Source organism: Parabacteroides provencensis (genome assembly GCF_900232875.1).
GTDB classification, from domain to species: domain Bacteria; phylum Bacteroidota; class Bacteroidia; order Bacteroidales; family Tannerellaceae; genus Parabacteroides; species Parabacteroides chinchillae.
In genome coordinates, this window is sequence record NZ_LT960489.1 from 806,771 (window position 1) to 824,065 (window position 17,295).

At 34.4% G+C, this 17,295-nt stretch carries 16 protein-coding genes and 1 pseudogene; 5 read left to right on the top strand and 12 right to left on the bottom strand.

The annotated features are described in order from the left end of the window. Nucleotides 1–237: 237 nt before the first annotated feature. Both CTY47_RS10210 and CTY47_RS10215 read left to right on the top strand, forming a co-directional pair. Nucleotides 238–681 (top strand): GtrA family protein, encoded by a 444-nt coding sequence (locus tag CTY47_RS10210; protein ID WP_099464643.1) that lies wholly within the window; start codon nt 238–240, stop codon nt 679–681. Beyond that, nucleotides 678–2,258, top strand: coding sequence for an NAD(P)/FAD-dependent oxidoreductase (locus tag CTY47_RS10215; protein WP_099464644.1), 1,581 nt, complete (start codon nt 678–680; stop codon nt 2,256–2,258). Before CTY47_RS10210 ends, CTY47_RS10215 begins: the two co-directional genes overlap by 4 nt. Before the next feature lie 99 nt (nt 2,259–2,357). On the opposite strand, the gene CTY47_RS16910 is transcribed toward CTY47_RS10215, so the two are convergent. Further along, nucleotides 2,358–2,498 carry a hypothetical protein gene (locus CTY47_RS16910; protein ID WP_158228527.1) on the bottom strand — a complete coding sequence of 47 codons (141 nt, stop codon included), beginning with the start codon at nt 2,496–2,498 and terminating at the stop codon, nt 2,358–2,360. Between the two features lie 61 nt (nt 2,499–2,559). Between CTY47_RS16910 and CTY47_RS10220 the strand changes: the two genes are divergently transcribed. The 3 genes from CTY47_RS10220 to CTY47_RS10230 all read left to right on the top strand — a co-directional run bounded on the left by CTY47_RS10220 (nt 2,560) and on the right by CTY47_RS10230 (nt 6,367). Beyond that, nucleotides 2,560–3,696, top strand: a complete 1,137-nt coding sequence (locus CTY47_RS10220) for a hypothetical protein (RefSeq protein WP_143813373.1) — start codon at nt 2,560–2,562, stop codon at nt 3,694–3,696. A 41-nt stretch (nt 3,697–3,737) separates the two neighbouring features. After that, entirely contained in the window at nt 3,738–5,156 is a 1,419-nt protein-coding gene (ahcY, locus tag CTY47_RS10225) for an adenosylhomocysteinase (protein ID WP_099464646.1), read from the top strand. Nucleotides 5,157–5,242: 86 nt separating this feature from the next. Next, complete coding sequence (locus CTY47_RS10230; RefSeq protein ID WP_099464647.1) at nt 5,243–6,367, top strand: glycosyltransferase; 1,125 nt, start codon at nt 5,243–5,245, stop codon at nt 6,365–6,367. A gap of 94 nt (nt 6,368–6,461) precedes the next feature. Here CTY47_RS10230 and CTY47_RS10235 read toward each other — a convergent pair. From CTY47_RS10235 to CTY47_RS10285, 11 genes and pseudogenes are all read right to left on the bottom strand, one after another. Continuing rightward, nucleotides 6,462–6,869, bottom strand: a pseudogene (locus CTY47_RS10235) (DDE transposase); the annotation flags it as partial. A gap of 289 nt (nt 6,870–7,158) precedes the next feature. Beyond that, nucleotides 7,159–9,690, bottom strand: coding sequence for a YfhO family protein (locus CTY47_RS10240; RefSeq protein WP_099464878.1), 2,532 nt, complete (start codon nt 9,688–9,690; stop codon nt 7,159–7,161). 22 nt (nt 9,691–9,712) lie between these two features. Then, on the bottom strand, nt 9,713–10,462 hold the full coding sequence (locus tag CTY47_RS10245; RefSeq protein ID WP_099464648.1) for a glycosyltransferase family 2 protein: 750 nt from the start codon (nt 10,460–10,462) through the stop codon (nt 9,713–9,715). A gap of 10 nt (nt 10,463–10,472) precedes the next feature. Beyond that, on the bottom strand, nt 10,473–11,738 hold the full coding sequence (locus CTY47_RS10250; protein WP_099464649.1) for a glycosyltransferase family 4 protein: 1,266 nt from the start codon (nt 11,736–11,738) through the stop codon (nt 10,473–10,475). Between the two features lie 10 nt (nt 11,739–11,748). Beyond that, complete coding sequence (locus CTY47_RS10255; protein WP_099464650.1) at nt 11,749–12,687, bottom strand: glycosyltransferase family protein; 939 nt, start codon at nt 12,685–12,687, stop codon at nt 11,749–11,751. Further along, entirely contained in the window at nt 12,684–13,337 is a 654-nt protein-coding gene (locus tag CTY47_RS10260) for a class I SAM-dependent methyltransferase (RefSeq protein WP_099464651.1), read from the bottom strand. Before CTY47_RS10260 ends, CTY47_RS10255 begins: the two co-directional genes overlap by 4 nt. Next, entirely contained in the window at nt 13,334–14,281 is a 948-nt protein-coding gene (locus CTY47_RS10265) for a hypothetical protein (RefSeq protein ID WP_099464652.1), read from the bottom strand. Before CTY47_RS10265 ends, CTY47_RS10260 begins: the two co-directional genes overlap by 4 nt. After that, nucleotides 14,281–14,970, bottom strand: a complete 690-nt coding sequence (locus CTY47_RS10270) for a WbqC family protein (protein WP_099464653.1) — start codon at nt 14,968–14,970, stop codon at nt 14,281–14,283. The genes CTY47_RS10265 and CTY47_RS10270 overlap by 1 nt, the downstream gene beginning before the upstream one ends. A gap of 26 nt (nt 14,971–14,996) precedes the next feature. After that, a complete protein-coding gene (locus CTY47_RS10275) occupies nt 14,997–16,001 on the bottom strand; it encodes a glycosyltransferase family 10 domain-containing protein (protein ID WP_099464654.1) in 1,005 nt (334 codons plus the stop codon). Nucleotides 16,002–16,010: 9 nt separating this feature from the next. Beyond that, nucleotides 16,011–16,664: a LicD family protein gene (locus CTY47_RS10280; RefSeq protein ID WP_099464655.1), complete on the bottom strand. Its 654-nt coding sequence runs from the start codon at nt 16,662–16,664 to the stop codon at nt 16,011–16,013. Nucleotide 16,665: 1 nt separating this feature from the next. Beyond that, nucleotides 16,666–17,292, bottom strand: coding sequence for a class I SAM-dependent methyltransferase (locus tag CTY47_RS10285; RefSeq protein ID WP_099464656.1), 627 nt, complete (start codon nt 17,290–17,292; stop codon nt 16,666–16,668). Nucleotides 17,293–17,295 lie beyond the last annotated feature (3 nt).

Below are 17,295 nucleotides of genomic sequence, written 5' to 3' on the forward strand. Positions count from 1 at the left end.
AGACAGTCCTTTTTTATTACCTACCCTTTTTGTATAGCATCGTTCTCTAAGAACTACGGCTAACAATCATATCACACTCCTTGATTTTTCTTTCAAACCAGGCATAAATAAGATAAACTAATTAATAAAACATCCTTTTTCAACTGTCTATGAAATAGAAACACAGCTTTTTATAAGAAATTATTACTACTTTTGCATAAATAAACAAAGTTCTTAGAGTACTGAGAAAGTCAATCTATGGAAGACAAAACTATCATAAAAACACTGATAACAAGTAGAACCGACAATATACTCATCCAGCTATTCCGATATACATTGGTTGGAGGGACTGCCTTTATAGTAGACATAGGACTACTCTACCTATTAACAGAATATCTATATATACACTATATAATATCCGCATCTTTATCATTTATCGCAGGATTATTAATAAACTATATAATCAGCACCCATTGGGTATTTGACAAAGAGTCTTCTATAGTAACAAATAAGAGCTTGGAGTTTCTATTTTTTAGTTTGATTGGAATTATAGGGTTAGGATTAAATGATGCACTGATTTGGGCATTTACAGAATTTTTAGGCCTATATTATATCTTATCTAAAATAATTACAGCTGTTCTAGTTTACTTATGGAATTTCCTTGCTCGAAAATATTTCATCTTTAATAAAAAATCATCATGACAGAATCTACAAAAACCGCAATTATTGCAGGCGCAGGTCCGGCAGGTCTGACTGCAGCGATTGAATTCCTTCGGAAAACAAATATTCATCCTGTTATTTATGAGTCAACAAATGATATCGGAGGAATTTCAAAAACCGTATGCTACAAAGGTAACCGAATGGATATAGGTGGACATAGATTTTTCTCTAAAGAAGATACTGTCATGAATTGGTGGGCAGAAATGATGCCTCTACAAGAAATGCCTGCCAAAGATGAAATATTATTAAACAAGACAAACTCGGATTTAACTAAAAATGGTATTAATCCGGAAAAAGAAGATCGGGTTATGCTTGTAAGACAACGGGTATCACGTATATTCTATTTACGCAAGTTCTTCGATTATCCCATTTCATTGAAATTAGAAACATTTTCAAATATGGGGCTATTCAGAACCATAAAGGCAGGAACAGGTTATTTGTTATCAACTATTCATAAAAGAAAAGAAAATTCATTAGAAGATTTCTACATTAATCGCTTTGGTGAGCCTTTGTACAAAATGTTTTTCGAAGATTATACCGAGAAAGTGTGGGGAATACACCCTGCCAAGCTGGGGGCAGATTGGGGGTCGCAGCGGGTAAAAGGACTTTCACTTATTACAATTTTGAAGGATATGGTAAAAAAGACTTTTACTTCTCCCAAATCAATTGATCAAAAGCAAATTGAAACCTCTCTTATTGAAAAATTCATTTATCCTAAATATGGGCCGGGGCAACTTTGGGAAACCGCAGCTAAAGAAGTAGAAAACAAATCCGGTGAACTATATAAAAATCAGGAAATTGTAAAAATCAATATAGAAGAAAACCGTGTAATCTCTGTAACTACTCGTTCTATAGAAGGAAAAACAGAGACTCGACCTTGTGATTATTTCTTGTCCTCAATGCCTATAAAAGATTTAGTAGCATCACTATCCGGAATCTCTATTCCTGAGGAGATTCAAAGTATTGCAAAAGAATTACCTTATCGGGATTTTATTACAGTAGGATTATTAGTAAATAAGCTCCGGATAAGGAATAAGACTAAAATAAAAACATATCAGGAACGGGTCCCTGATACTTGGATATATATACAAGAGCGTGACGTAAAAATCGGACGTCTGCAAGTTTTTAATAACTGGTCTCCTTATCTGGTTGCCGATTATGAAAATACGATGTGGATTGGCTTGGAGTATTTCTGTACAGAAGGTGATGACATGTGGAATATGCCCAAAGAGGAGTTTATAAAAATGGCAATAGAAGAACTAGTTAAAATAGATATCATAGATAAACAAGACGTACTAGATGCCGTTCAGGTGAAAATAAAAAAAGCTTATCCTTCTTACTTTGGCAGTTATTACCAATTAGACAAAGTAAAAGCTTTTCTCGATAAAATACCGAACCTATATTGTATTGGAAGAAACGGACAACACCGATACAACAATATGGATCATTCAATGATGACTGCAATTGCCGCTGTTGACAATATAAAAAATGGTATTATAAGTAAAGAGAATATATGGTCTGTAAATACGGAGGAAGAATACCATGAAGTCAAAAAATAAGTTTATTACTTTCTTATTAGAAAAAAGACAAAAAAGAGAAATATGTATATTAGTTCCCCTGTTATGCATATTGGGTATTGTTTATCACCACCTCTATCCTTACCCTTTTACATTTCCAGACACTGGAGCATACATGCTGGCTGCAATAACCGGAAACACAAATATCTTTCGTCCCATGGGATACTCATGGTTCATCAGTTTTATACATAATATTTCCGGTAGCATACATTTTATTTTCATCGCATCATATCTATTACACATTGTAACAAGCCTATACTTTGTGTACTCTTTTAAGTACCTTATGAAATTGGAAAATAAATATATCTTTTATACTATTCTTTTCTTCGTATTCCTGTCGCCAAGCATTTTATTTTGTACCAACTATTTAATGAGTGATGGTATATTCCATTCTTTTACATTAATATTTTTAGCAACGGCATTGTGGATTATATATTCACCCAAAATATATACAATTGTGTTCCATTTGATGGCTTTCGCTTATCTGTATTATATACGCTACAGCGGAATGTTTTATTTGCCAATTTCAGTATTTGTATTATTCCTTGCATACCGGAATAAAAACATATTCATTCGCTCACTAATAAGTATTATTCCGATCATCCTCTTCTTCGGAATACAGTCACAGGCAAAAAATAATTATAAAAAAGCTACCAATATCAATGTCGTTTCAGGATTCAGCGGATGGCAACTCTTAAATAATGCATCAGTCCTATTTCCAGAGGCAAAACAGATCCCAATAAACAAAATCGATTCTGATAAGAAGAAACTCTTACATCAATATATAACAACGCTACCCGACTCTCTTTTTACGACAGAAAAAGCGCTATCTTCCGGATTAATGTGGAACAATGGCGAACCATTAAAACAGTTTATGTTTTACTACATGTCAGCAACAAAAATCCCTTATGCAAATGCATGGCCCAGCATGGGAGAATTATACGGGGATTATGCCACAGATCTAATTTTATCTCATCCTTTTCTATTTATCAAACGTTTCATTTGGCCTTCATTTCTAGTTTTTTTCAGATATGGTTCTATTCCCGGACAAAGTGAATTTGTAAATGAAGATATGTATCGTTCATATTATAATATCCAAATTGAACGATATACTTCTCCATATACACTGTTTGACAAAATCAATCCCATACGACATATATTTCATTATATTTATTGGTTGTTGCAGATTTTTGTTTTATTCATGTTTGTATGGGATTCTGCAAAAATACGTAAATATGATAAAAATTGGCAGATATGTTTTATATTAATCGTATTTCAATATACATATATCGGTTTTTCTGCATTAGCCAGTGCCGGTGACTGGAGGTATTCAATTCCCATTTATGTACCATCGTTACTGCTAATGGCATATTATACTGAGCTATTAATAAAAACATCATTAAAAAACAAAATAAAGTAACTACCTTTGTAGCCTTTAAAAACACTTATAGTAATTTTATTATGTCTCAATTATTTCCAACTAATCTGCCTTATAAAGTAGCAGATATGGGTTTGGCAGAATTCGGCCGTAAGGAAATCGAAATCTCCGAACACGAAATGCCGGGATTGATGGCGCTTCGCAAGAAGTATGCCGATCAGAAACCTCTGAAAGGTGCACGTATCACCGGCTCACTGCATATGACTATCCAGACTGCAGTGTTAATCGAAACATTAGTTGCGTTGGGAGCAGATGTACGCTGGGCAAGCTGCAACATCTTCTCTACACAGGATCATGCCGCTGCCGCTATCGCTGCATCAGGAGTTCCGGTATTTGCCTGGAAAGGCGAAACACTGGAAGAATACTGGTGGTGTACAGATATGGCATTACGCTTCCCTGACGGCAAAGGCCCGAACCTGATTGTAGATGACGGTGGCGATGCCTCTTTATTAGTTCACATGGGTTACCGTGCTGAAAACGACGCCGAAACAATAAATCGTAAAGGTGGTAATCATGAAGAACAAGTAATTCTGGACACATTACACCGCATTTTGGCAGAAGATAATACGCGTTGGCACCGTACTATAGCTGAAATGAAAGGCGTGTCGGAAGAAACTACTACCGGTGTACACCGTCTGTATCAGATGATGGAACGTGGCGAACTGCTGGTTCCTGCTATTAATGTAAATGACTCCGTTACAAAGTCCAAATTCGATAACTTATATGGTTGCCGTGAATCATTAGCTGATGGTATCAAACGTGCTACCGATGTAATGATTGCAGGTAAAGTTGTGGTTGTTGCCGGATACGGTGATGTAGGAAAAGGCTGCGCACACTCTATGCGTACATACGGTGCCCGTGTAATCGTTACTGAGATAGACCCGATTTGTGCACTTCAGGCTGCAATGGAAGGCTTTGAGGTAACTTCGATGGAAGAAGCTGTTAAGGAAGGAAACATATTCGTTACTACAACTGGCAATTGCGACATCATTACTATCGAGCACATGACACAAATGAAAGACCAGGCAATTATCTGCAACATTGGTCACTTCGATAACGAAATCCAGGTAGAAAAGCTAGTAAACTATCCTAATATCCAGCATACCAATATCAAACCCCAGGTTGATAAATACACATTCCCCAACGGCAATTCTATCTTCCTTTTGGCAGAAGGCCGTTTGGTAAACCTGGGATGCGCAACGGGACATCCTTCTTTCGTGATGAGTAACTCATTTACGAACCAGGTGTTAGCCCAAATGGATTTATGGCAGATGGCTTACGAAGTAGGTGTTTACCGTCTTCCGAAACGTCTGGACGAAGAAGTTGCCCGCTTGCATCTGGAGCGTATTGGCGTTAAGCTATCCACTCTTTCACAAAAGCAGGCCGATTATATCGGTGTTCCAGTAGAAGGTCCTTACAAAGCTGATCACTATAGATATTAATTCAGTGGACAGGTGACAGGTGACAGTGGACAGTTAAAAATACCACTACGCACCTGTCAACCGTCAACTGTCAACTGTCAACCAATATGAAGATCGCTATCCTCTCCCCTGTCTATCCCTACCGTGGTGGCATTGCCCAGTTTAGCGCTATGCTATACACTCAATTGCAAAAAGAAGGACACGAAGTAAAGGCTTTCAACTTTTCACGCCTTTATCCCGATTTTCTTTTCCCCGGCAAAACGCAATATGTAGAAGAAGGAGACAGAGCGATAAAGGTAGATAGTGTTCGTTCATTAGACAGCATTAATCCTATAAGCTATTGCAAAACTGTAAAAGAAATTAAAGCATTTGCTCCAGACATATTGATCATAAGTTACTGGATGTCTTTCTTTGTCCCTGGGTATGCACACATTGCAAACCGGATGAAGAAACATTGCAAAGTAATAACCCTTATCCATAACGCTATTCCGCATGAACCCCGTTTCTTTGACAAACCGATGGCAAAATTATTATTCAAACAAAGTCATGGTTTTATCGTGATGAGCGATACGGTAAAGAATGATTTGGAATCGCTCTGTAACGGTGCTAAGTATATACAAAACCCTCATCCTTTATATAATCATTTTGGTAAAAAGCAAGACAAAGAAAAAGCCCACCAATCCCTAGCTCTTGATCCCTGCAAGAAAACTTTACTGTTTTTCGGCCTTATACGCGATTATAAAGGGCTTGACTTGTTAATAGAGGCAATGTCCAAACTGGATGAAAGCTATCAGCTGCTGATTGCCGGAGAATGTTATGGCAGCTACGACAAATACCAGACCTTAATTGAGGCGTCTCCAGCCTGCAAACGTATTTATTCATACAACCGGTATATTGCAGATAATGAAATACCGGTATTTTTTTCAGCTGCCGATGCTCTGATTCTGCCCTATCGTTCGGCAACTCAAAGCGGCGTAGTATCTATAGCCTATCACTATAACCTACCGATGCTTAGTACACCTGTAGGTGACTTTCAGCATAGTATTGCCGACCCGGGAACGGGTATTGTCGTACCTGAAATATCTTCACAAGCCATAGCCCAAGGAATTAGAGACTTGCTATCACCCGAAAAATTGCTTATTATTGCTGACAACATAGAAAAAGAAAAAGCTGTTCTTTCATGGGAAAGTCTCACAAAAAAACTGCTTCATTTTATCAACACAGATTTATAAAACGGAACCTCAACCTTCTAGAATAGGTATGCCCGTACCTTCATATCATAAGCTTTTTAGGGACATTTAATGATCGACTCTTTTTAATCATGCGCTATGCGGCTTTACTCTGTCTGTTTTTGATTTTGTCAATCATCAATATGGCGTTTGCCGTATGTATTCCGAAGAAAATCCACAGGAATTCCGTTTTCCTGTTCCGCGCCTTTATCCTTGATAGTGAGTAATGCTGTTTCTGCGTACCCAAACTGCCTTCAAGCCTGGTAGCTCTCTCCTGAGAGTTCACTTCTGAGAACTTTCCTTACTGCCTCGTCCTTTGCAGCCCTTCCCTTACGTACAAAGGATATTGATATCCCATATTTTGTATAGAACTTCCTGTTGGCATTATTTTAGTGGCGTATATGGAATCGGCAGCAACACATCTTACCCTCATATTCATCAGCTTCTGCTGCATGCGGATACAGTCCTTCAGACGTATGCCCTCATTGAATACCTTGAACATTAATTAGTTAGATGATTTTTTTATTATTTGCTGAATATCCCTAAAGACAAAAAAAGGTGATTGCTCCTTTGTCTGGGACAATCACCTTATAAAGATCTCTCCAATCATATATTAAGTTTGGTTAAAATAGATCTTTTATTTCATAGTTAAGTTGTTTTTTTCATAGTTAAGGTCTTGATTATTATGTCCTACAAAGGAAGCGATTGTTTTTGAGAAATGCAAATTTTTTCCAAATTAATTTTAAAAATAACCTATCCACATTATTCAACAACAAATCATTTTCTTTTGATATTTATAAGTTTTCGTTATCTCTGAAAGGAGAATTTTTTTTTCTATTTATAATATTCCAAATAGAATAACCTACAGCAACAACGAGCAAAAGCAGAATAACAAATCCGCTATACGCTGCTACATTCGTAGCTATAATATACCCTTGTGGTTTAAACTCAAACACAATCTGATGCTCTCCGGCAGGTACTAATATACCTCTTAGTATCCAGTCCACACGGAAATGAGAAGCCGGTTTACCATCTATATATGCATTCCAACCCGGCTGGTAATAGATTTCAGAGAATACAGCCAATTGTTCGGATGAAGTGATGGAAGTATATACCAGCCTATTCGGACGATAACTATCCAGTTTGATCGTAGCCGTAGAATCCGGTTGTGGAGTAAATCCTTTCAGATCATCAGCAAAGCGCTTATCCACAACAGCTGTTTGCAAAGGATTAATTGTATTTAATGCAGCAATTTCGGCATCCGCATTCTCTACAATATCCACTTTATCTACAAACCAGGCATTGCCATAAGCAAACGGATTCACTAATGGAGGTTGCTCAGGGTTGTAAATAATATAACGGGTATTCAACATATTCAGGGAGTGGTTTGCAGCCAAAGCAGGCAATAGGTCATTCACTGTTTGCGCATTCTTAAGAGCTTCTATTGTTGTACCTATTTCACCTTGCAGACGATAATCTATCAACTCCTGGTACCTTCTTAACTTAGCAGCATGATAACCGCCAATAGAATGATGATAGTAGGATGTATTAGTTTCCAGAAACGGGTTATTCAGATTCAGCACACGATAAGAAGTAGTATCTTTCAGTATTTCCGTATCAGCAACCGAAGGCTTGAATATCTCTTTTGTCTTATTAGGACTCACAAAGTTACTATCATTCAAATAACGTTTATCTACGCCCCATAAATCGACAAGAATCAAAATTGCAACCCCAGCACTTACTATTATTGCAGCCGTCGGCTTATTCTTAGCCTTATTATACCAAAATAACAAACCAGCCCCTAACAAAATAAAGACCAATGAACGTAATGCATCAGAAGAAGCCAAAGATGCACGATCTATCAATAATGCATTATAGTACCAATCCGGCAGCTGATATTGAGCATCAAAAGAAGAACGAAAATCAAGAAAAGCACTTGGCATTATCCAAAGAATCAATGATAAGCCACCTGTAATAGCCAAAGCTCCTATCATCCCATGCTTAAATGCTTTCGCATCCACATTATCAGATAATATCTCCTTCAACCCCCAAATCCCTACAATCGGGAATATCAATTCCGGTATAACCAAAGCAAATTCTACCGTACGAAACTTATTATATAGCGGAAGATAATGGAATAAAAACGTATTGAATGAATCAAAATTACGTCCCAAAGCCATCAGTATAAGAAACATTGTGCCGGCAAATACCCACCATTTCATAGGGTTTCTAATCACAAACATTCCCAATACAAAGAGGAAGCAAACCAAAGCTCCGAAATAAACAGGTCCCGACGTAAACGATTTATCACCCCAATATGTAGGCGCTTGTACTTCCTTACCCACCTGGGCACCTTTCGCTTTCAGTTCTTTATACAATTCAGAATCGCTACCCAGCATTCCTCCGGAACCACCACCATAGGCATTCGGTACAAGTAATGTCAACAATTCGCTTTTGCCATAACTCCATGCAAAAGCATAATCTTTATCTAATCCGGAAGATATCTTCTCACCACTCGGTGTAGTTGTAGTCAGTTCCGTAGCCCCACGAATAGAGTGTTGCCCCAGATCCCAGTTTACATACATTCCTCCTGCATTCGGCATTACAGCTACTATGACACAAGCAGCCATAATTCCCGTCGTTTTAGCAAGTTCTGCAAACGCTTTTTCTTTTACTTTCCAGACAGCATATCCCAAGTATATAAAGAGACAAATCAGTACTAAATAATAAGTCATCTGAATATGGCCATAATTTACAGAACAAGCTACTCCCAACAAGAACAGAGCGGCTCCCCAGAGCCACTTCTTCTTAAAGAGAAGAACCATTCCTGCTAACGTCACAGGCATAAATGCAATTACCCAAGCTTGTGTAATATGTCCGGCTTCTATAATGATAATATTAAATGAGGTAAATCCAAATGCAATAGAACCGGCAATAGCCAGCCATACATTTACTCCCATGATACACATTAAAAGATAAAAACATACCATTCCGGCAAAGACGATACCTGCATCATAAGCCCCCAGTTTCAACAATAAGCTGGAGACTACCCCATAGCTAGGCAATTGCGGAGCAGGATTTCCATATCCCGAAACATACGGCATTCCCCCAAACATCGCATCAGACCAAGCACTAAACTCACCTGGTTGAGCTGTCTTTGCATACTTGTCCATTTGGCTATGACCCATTCCTGCATGTTTTTCCATATCCCCCTGACGCACTTGTTTTCCTTCAAACACTGCCGGAGAGAAATAAACAGCAGATATGGCTAAAAACACGATTAGGGCAAGTACATGCTTACCCCATTTCTTCACTAAATCTTGCATATATAAATTATCTGTTTTCTTTTTAAACTCGTCCTTTAAACCATTTAGCAAAATAAAAACGAACAGCAAACCAACCATGCATTAATATAGTTGGCAATGTACCATAATATTTGCACATCACTTCATACCGTTCTTTCAACGAAGCCTTCCGTTGTACACTACTCATTCCTTCTTCCAGGAAATTCGATAAAATAAGATGCGTATTATAAACGCCTCTCGCCTCTTTCAGGCAACGGATGCACCAATCAAAATCGGCCACCAAACGATAATTCGTATTATATAACGGAGCTATCTCCCGTTTTGATATAAATGACTGATGACAAACCAGCATACCTTTGCGGAAACTCTTCCATGTTAATTTCCTCGGAGCATTCAAACGACGCATACCTAACGACTTTCCAGCCGCATCAACAATTGCAGTTTCCCCATAGATAACATCCGGTAATCGCTTTCTCTTGCTTATAGCAATTACAACTTGCTGTACTATATCCGAGGTATATAACGTATCACCTGCATTCAAGAACCAGACATAATCTCCCGTAGCTTTTTGCAGACCTTTATTCATAGCATCATACAGGCCTTTATCCGGTTCACTAATCCAGTGAGCAATACCAGATTCATACCTTTTAATAATATCAACTGTCCCATCTGTAGAAGCCCCGTCAATAATGATATACTCAATATTGGGGAATGATTGGCTAAGTACACTTAATATGGTACGCTCAAGCCATCGGGAGGCGTTGTAAGTGATGGTGATTATAGAAAATGTCATAAAAGCAATTTTATTTTCTTTCTAATAATGAATTATATAAAGAAAGATATTTTTCTGCAACAACCTTTTCAGTATAGTTCTCTTGCACCTTCTTCGCACAGGCCAAAGAAAGAGCTTCTTTATTTTCATTATCCAACACCCATCGGATACCTTTAGCCAAGTCTTCCACATTTTTATATTGAGCTAAGTAGCCATTTTGCTTATGATCAATTATATCTGTCTGGCCACTATTATCAAAACTAACGACCGGACACCCACAAGCCATCGCTTCCGTTATCGTTTGTCCAAATGTTTCATAAAAAGAGGGACATACAGTAACATCTGCAGCTGCATATAGCCGAGCAATTTTTTGAGTATCAAAAATAGACCCCAAATAAAGAACTTCCACCGGAAAAGAAGATAAAAAGGATATATCCCCCTTCATTCCTCCAAATAATACTAATAAAATATCATCTCTACATTCATTCGACAAAACACCTAATGCTTCTCGCAAAAAATCCAGCCCTTTTATCGGATCATCAATGCGGGCTGCGCCCATCAATACCACACGTTTTTGCATAGGAATTGATAATAACAAACGTGCATCCTTCCTAACTGTCGGATAAAATATTGCAGTATCTATAACATTCGGAATAACCGAAATATTTAGCCTTCTAGTAAGAGCACTTTTCTTTGCAAGATTTTTCAGCCAAGAACTCACAGCAACGATATGGATATCCGACTTTATAATAAAGCCTTTTCCTTTTAATATGCGATAAGATAAATCAATATTGCTTTTACTGTCCAAAAACTTACATTGACCACATGACAACATAAATTTATCACATCCCCATGCATAGTGGCATATCCCTGTACATGGCCACATATCATGCATTGTCCACACTATAGGTTTACCAAGTTCCATTAATTTTCGAATATCCTCCAAAGAAAGAAAGCCCTGATTAATCCAATGCAAATGAATAATATCTGCTTCTTGTACTAATGGATGCTTACTTATATCTGTACCAGTATTAGCTATTGAAACTTTAAATAAATCTTTCCGGTTAAAATGGTTACAGATAAATATTACCAGCCTTTCCCAGACAAAACGGAAAAAGTTAATCTTTCGCTTTACAAAAGAGTCATTCAATGATACAACAGAACAATTATCTGTTGTTTTATCACGTACAAGCATTTTCACATCTATACCTGCACTTTGTAAAGCATGCATGAGACGATTAGCAGCAACGGCAGCACCGCCAGTACGTTCGGAGGTGTTTAGGAAAAGGAGCTTCATCTAAAATAAATTATTTCTTGTGTTTCAATCTTTTCCAAATATAGTAAATCCACGTATATTTCAAATATTTTGCAATTAAACCTCCGTTTATTTTATCCTGAAATTTTCGATGATTTCTTAATATATCTTCATTATATCCTTTAAACGGAATAAATGTTGTCAATTGATTCCGTTCGTCTAGCTCTGGTTTTGTCCAAAAATAGTTTTTATCATTACAATGTATGCCAGTTCCGTCAAATCCCCAATTCTGTGTTTTTGAAACAACAGGAAAAACAGAACACATATCATTTTTAACCATATGATAATACCAACGCATATCGTCAGCTTCTATTTCTCCCTTCGAATCAGCTATCAAAATTCCCTTAATATAAAACCCAATAGATAAAAATTTTTTATATAAAACTTTATTCTTTTTCAATTCAAAATATCGATCATAATAGTTTTGATCTATTTTTTCATACCTATCTTTCCAAATTGCAAATCCCCACGGAGATAAACCATTATAAAAATAAACATCTTTATTATAATACTTTGGTATCCGAAATGGAGCCGTAAAAGCACATATACAAAAAACTTTCTTATCTTCTTTATAGAATTGTAAACCATCATTCAAATATTGTAAATAAGATGGAGCAACCAAAATGTCATCCTCCATTCCTATAAAAGAATCATGATTTTGCAAAACGATTTCAATTGCTTTTTTCCAAGAAGTACTCGGTCCTAAATTATCTTTCCAAAATAATAAATGTGTTTTCTTAAATCCTTCTATATGTTCAGCAAAACAACGAACTTGTTCAACTAATAAAATATCTTCTGATCTATATGCAGCATCAGATACAATATATAATTCAGAGTCTTTCGCTAAAGAATTTTTTCTTAATGCCTCAATCGTACGTTTAAAATGCTTTATTCTAGTATAAACAGTTATTATTATTGGAGCTATATTCATTTCGTCAATCTCATATCAAATTTAAAATGGCTATATGGAAATTCTTTTGGTTGTGGTAATATTTCCACATGACTAAAGCCACAATATCTTCCCATTTCTACCAAATCATTAGGTAAAAACCAATTTCCAATTGCAGGTGTTCCAGCTTTTAGATTTTTAAAATAATCAAATTTATAGCGCTCTGTATTAGCAAAAGACCATAATAAAGAACGATCAGGTATATCACCCACATAAAAAATTCCTCCGATTTTCAATGATTGAAAAACTTTTTCAAAAATATTTAATGCTTCTAGCTCATCAAAATATTGTATGCCTGCATACAATATTACAGTATCATACTGTAATATTGGCAAAGAAACATCATTAATATCTTTTTGTATTTTCTTTATCTTTGGAGAATTTATTTTTTCTAGTAATTGCGCTGAATAATCTACCGCCGTAACTTCTTCGGCTATTTCTGAAATTGGATTTGAAAATAAACCATTACCTGAACATAAGTCTAATACAATAGAAGATTGATGTAGATTTAACTTACCAAGAACATAAACAACTATAGGACTTCCTTGGTAAGTATGTTCAACTTGCGCCAACAATGATTTTTTCTGAGAAATCTCACTACTATTCCAATGTTCCCTCCAATATTTATTCATAAATTTAATATATTAATTATGCGATCTAAATCTGAAATTTCTAGTCTTTGGTCTATAGGTAAAGCTAAAACATTTTTAGTCAAAAAAAACTCCATACTCTTTGGATTGCACCACTCCAAAACATTAGGCCAATAGGTTGCGACAAAAACATGTTTCGAAATTAACATTTCTTTTAACGATTCTCCTTCTTTGGACAAAAATGGATATACCATAGGAATCTCATTTGTTCCAATAGTAAAACTATATTCATTTTTCGAGCCTAATTTAGAACTTAAATATTCAAAATTCCGTTTTCTTACATTTGCAATATACTTATAATCAATTGATTTCATTAATGTTTCCGTTAATAAAGACATTTTTAGAATTGGTTGATCTATAAATTCTTCATTATTTTTAAAATCCTCATACCCCTGTTCTACACCTAAATCTATACGTTTTAATAAATGAGACATTCTATTTATTGAAATATCACAGCCAATATCCATTTTTAATGTTTCATCAATATACAAATAAGCTCCATCAGGAACACCAAAAAACTTTCTTGCAGAATAAAATGTATCTATACCTTCTACTGGTTGTGCATAAAAAGCCTGTGAATTATCAACAATTAAACGTCTTCCATAAACATTTTTGAGATTCATTATAGTTGAAGATTTTAATCCCCAATAATTAGTATACAAAAAAGCCTCATTTTCTTCTAATCTATACTCTTTGATCGGATCAAAGAATTTATTAATTGAATAAAATTCAACATCAATATCTACACGACGTAATGGTTCCAATAATACTTCACAAGTAAAATATGGAATATAAATTCTTTTATATTTTCGTACTCGAAGAATATATTCCAAACAGTTTCTCGCGAGATTTAAAGGTATAGCATTTCTATGATACGATTTTGCTCGTTTTAATTCAAGTTCAAAATATCCCCCAATTGCTTTCATTAAATCAATTTATACTGATCCAACATCTGATTTACTTCTACCGGAGAATTAAACATCAATAAGTCTAAGATTGATAGATTTGGAATAAAAATATCACCAAATTGTTTATAAGAAACCATTTCTGACTGAATAAACTTCAAATCAACATTATATTTATTAAAATCCTCTTTACTATATAGCTCCTGCCCTCCGACCGCATTTACATAAATATTTGCATTCAGTAATTTACAAATATGTAAAACTTTATCTTGCCCTTTCAATGACATATCTTTGGAAAGAGATGAAGATAATAATAAATCGGTTTGGATATTCAAATAAGACAATATTTCCCTAAATGAATTTGCTAAAAACGAAGCTAAATTTTTTTCTTGAAAATTGCAAATAGATTCAACAATAGGAAAAAAATCTTTATAATAGGGAGCCTTTGAATAATTCAAATAAATCATTTTCAAAAATTTCTTGAAATCATCTTTGATTTCTATTTCATTTATTAATTTATAAGGGCTTGGCGAATTCAATGTGATTGTAAACATTTTTTTTTCTCTATTTATCAAGAAATTATTACGATTTATCCACCCGCCTTTTATATAGTTGACATCATCATAAATGACATATTTATCAACCATTTTCATAAGTTGCCAATATCCTATATATGGAAAAAAATAAGGTTGCATAATACCAACTCTCATAATGCAGATTTTACAAAAATTTTATTTTATAACATATTATTTACCGATACTCTTTTTCCACAAAAACGCTTCAACTTTAATAAGAATGTTTTTACTAAATTGTCTTTAAATGACGATGACGGTTTTATGCAAATTTCTTCAATATCATCCTTTTTACTAAGAAATCTATTATAATATTCAATGGCAGAAGAAAATATATTATACTGATACAATAATTTTTCCCTTGCTTTTAAAAGGTAAGGATATTTTTCTTTATATATAGCTTCTGCATTTTTTATAACATATTCAATTATAGATAATGAGCTATCAATATCATTTATATCCAATTTTATAAAAGACTCTTGAGGAAAATAATCTTCAATGTTGTTACATCCACAATAAATTGGAATAGAATATCCCAATATTGCATCCGCAATTTTCTCACTCCAATAATCAGGTATATTACAGTTTTCTATACATATTGAAAACCGATATGGTAGTATTGCATCTGCTTTGTCAGCAACATATGAAATACCCGCTCCAAAAAAATCTATTTCAGATTCATAACGTTGTTGAACTTCTTTTAAAAAGCGGAGTCTTGCTTTATGTCCAGGTAAAAAAGCTCTACTTGATGTAATAAAAGAAATGTTTTTCGTTTTATGGTTAGGTAGGTCTATTAAATCATCAAAATTATATGTTACAATCTTTTTCTCAAAATTATATCCAAAATACCATAGTAATGATTGTTGTAATAGATGATTACTAGGATGAAGAAGATTTCTGTGAGAAGATATTATATGAGAAAACTGTTCAGTAAATTTTTTTGAATAAATTTTACATATAGGGGGTTCACCTGAAAAAAACATTGTTGCCCCTTTTTTACATTTTAATGTATAAATAGTATCTATTTCTTCATATACAATAACTAAATCCCAAATGATATTTTCCTTTGAATTGTAAAAAAACTTGAACTCAGAAGGAAATATATTCTCCGAATATTGTTTAAAAACAAAAGAGACATCTTCATTAGATAATATATTGATATTTTTCATAATACAATATTAATGAATATCCAAATTCACAATCTTCCTTATCAAACGCTTAGTTTTAACGCCTAATATTGTAGACAAAAAGGTTTTTATTTTATTAACTTTTCCCATTCCGTAAGGTTTTTTATCGACTATTGGTATTTTCCAGTTTTTCCCATAAAGAAAACACAATACTTTATGAGTATTATACGGAACTCTAAACTCTTCCCCCAAAAACTCGAGATAACCAAATCTATTAAAATATTTTTTTGGAAAAAATTGACCTATAATAGATACATATTTTGCCCCCATAATTCCATTTACCTTCTTTGGAATATAAACATCTATATAAACCTCATCTTTAATAAAAGAATATATCTTAAGATCTTCATCATAACGAACAAAAACAAAGCCTTTTTCTCGTAATATCGGTATTAAATTCAATAAAGATTCTTCATTAAACACACAAATATCTATATCTTCATCATGTTTAATAAAATTTCGTTCTCTTACAGCACCTAATAAAGTCCCAAAAAACAATGTAAACTCAACTCCTTCCCTATCTAATTCTTTCTTAAATTTTAAAAGATTAGTTTTCGCTATTTCTAGATTAAGAGGCTTACAAGGCAACTCTACATCTTTTTCAAAAAACAATTTGTGATTTTTGATAATAATTTCTATTTCCATTTTATATTTTCTTACAAATCAATCTCATAAAAGTCTGATCATCATTATTATATGGAGAGAATCCTTTTTTTTCTTCATTTAATACAATCTGAAATCCTATATCATGAAGCTTTGAACAAAACCTTTCATTATTTATAAAACGCCTATAATGATCTTCATATATATATGCGTCTCTCTCATTTGGCACAGGTATACCTTTTCTATATATTTCATTTTTTTGTCCTCTTACTTCTATAAAAAAATATCCACCCTTGCTTAAAGAGTTATAAGTCCATTTTAAAACATCATTTTCTTGATTCTCACTAATTGAATGCAGAGTGAAACGAGAATACACATTATTAAATATACCCAAATCTGATAAAGCTGTAAAATCAGCACACAAGAAATGCAAATTATGAGAATTATTATTAGAAATAAGCCTCAATATATCTTTCTCACATTGGTCTATAGCCAATGTACATATTCCCATTTCCGAAAAATAAACAGCATCACGTCCATTTCCACAACCAAACTCAACTAAAGTAGTCCCTTCTCTCAAATATTCGTTCATTACGAACTTTGCAAATAACGAAGGTTCTACACATCCCCTTTTATTCGCATAAAATTTTTCCCAATAATCTTTATTCATTAT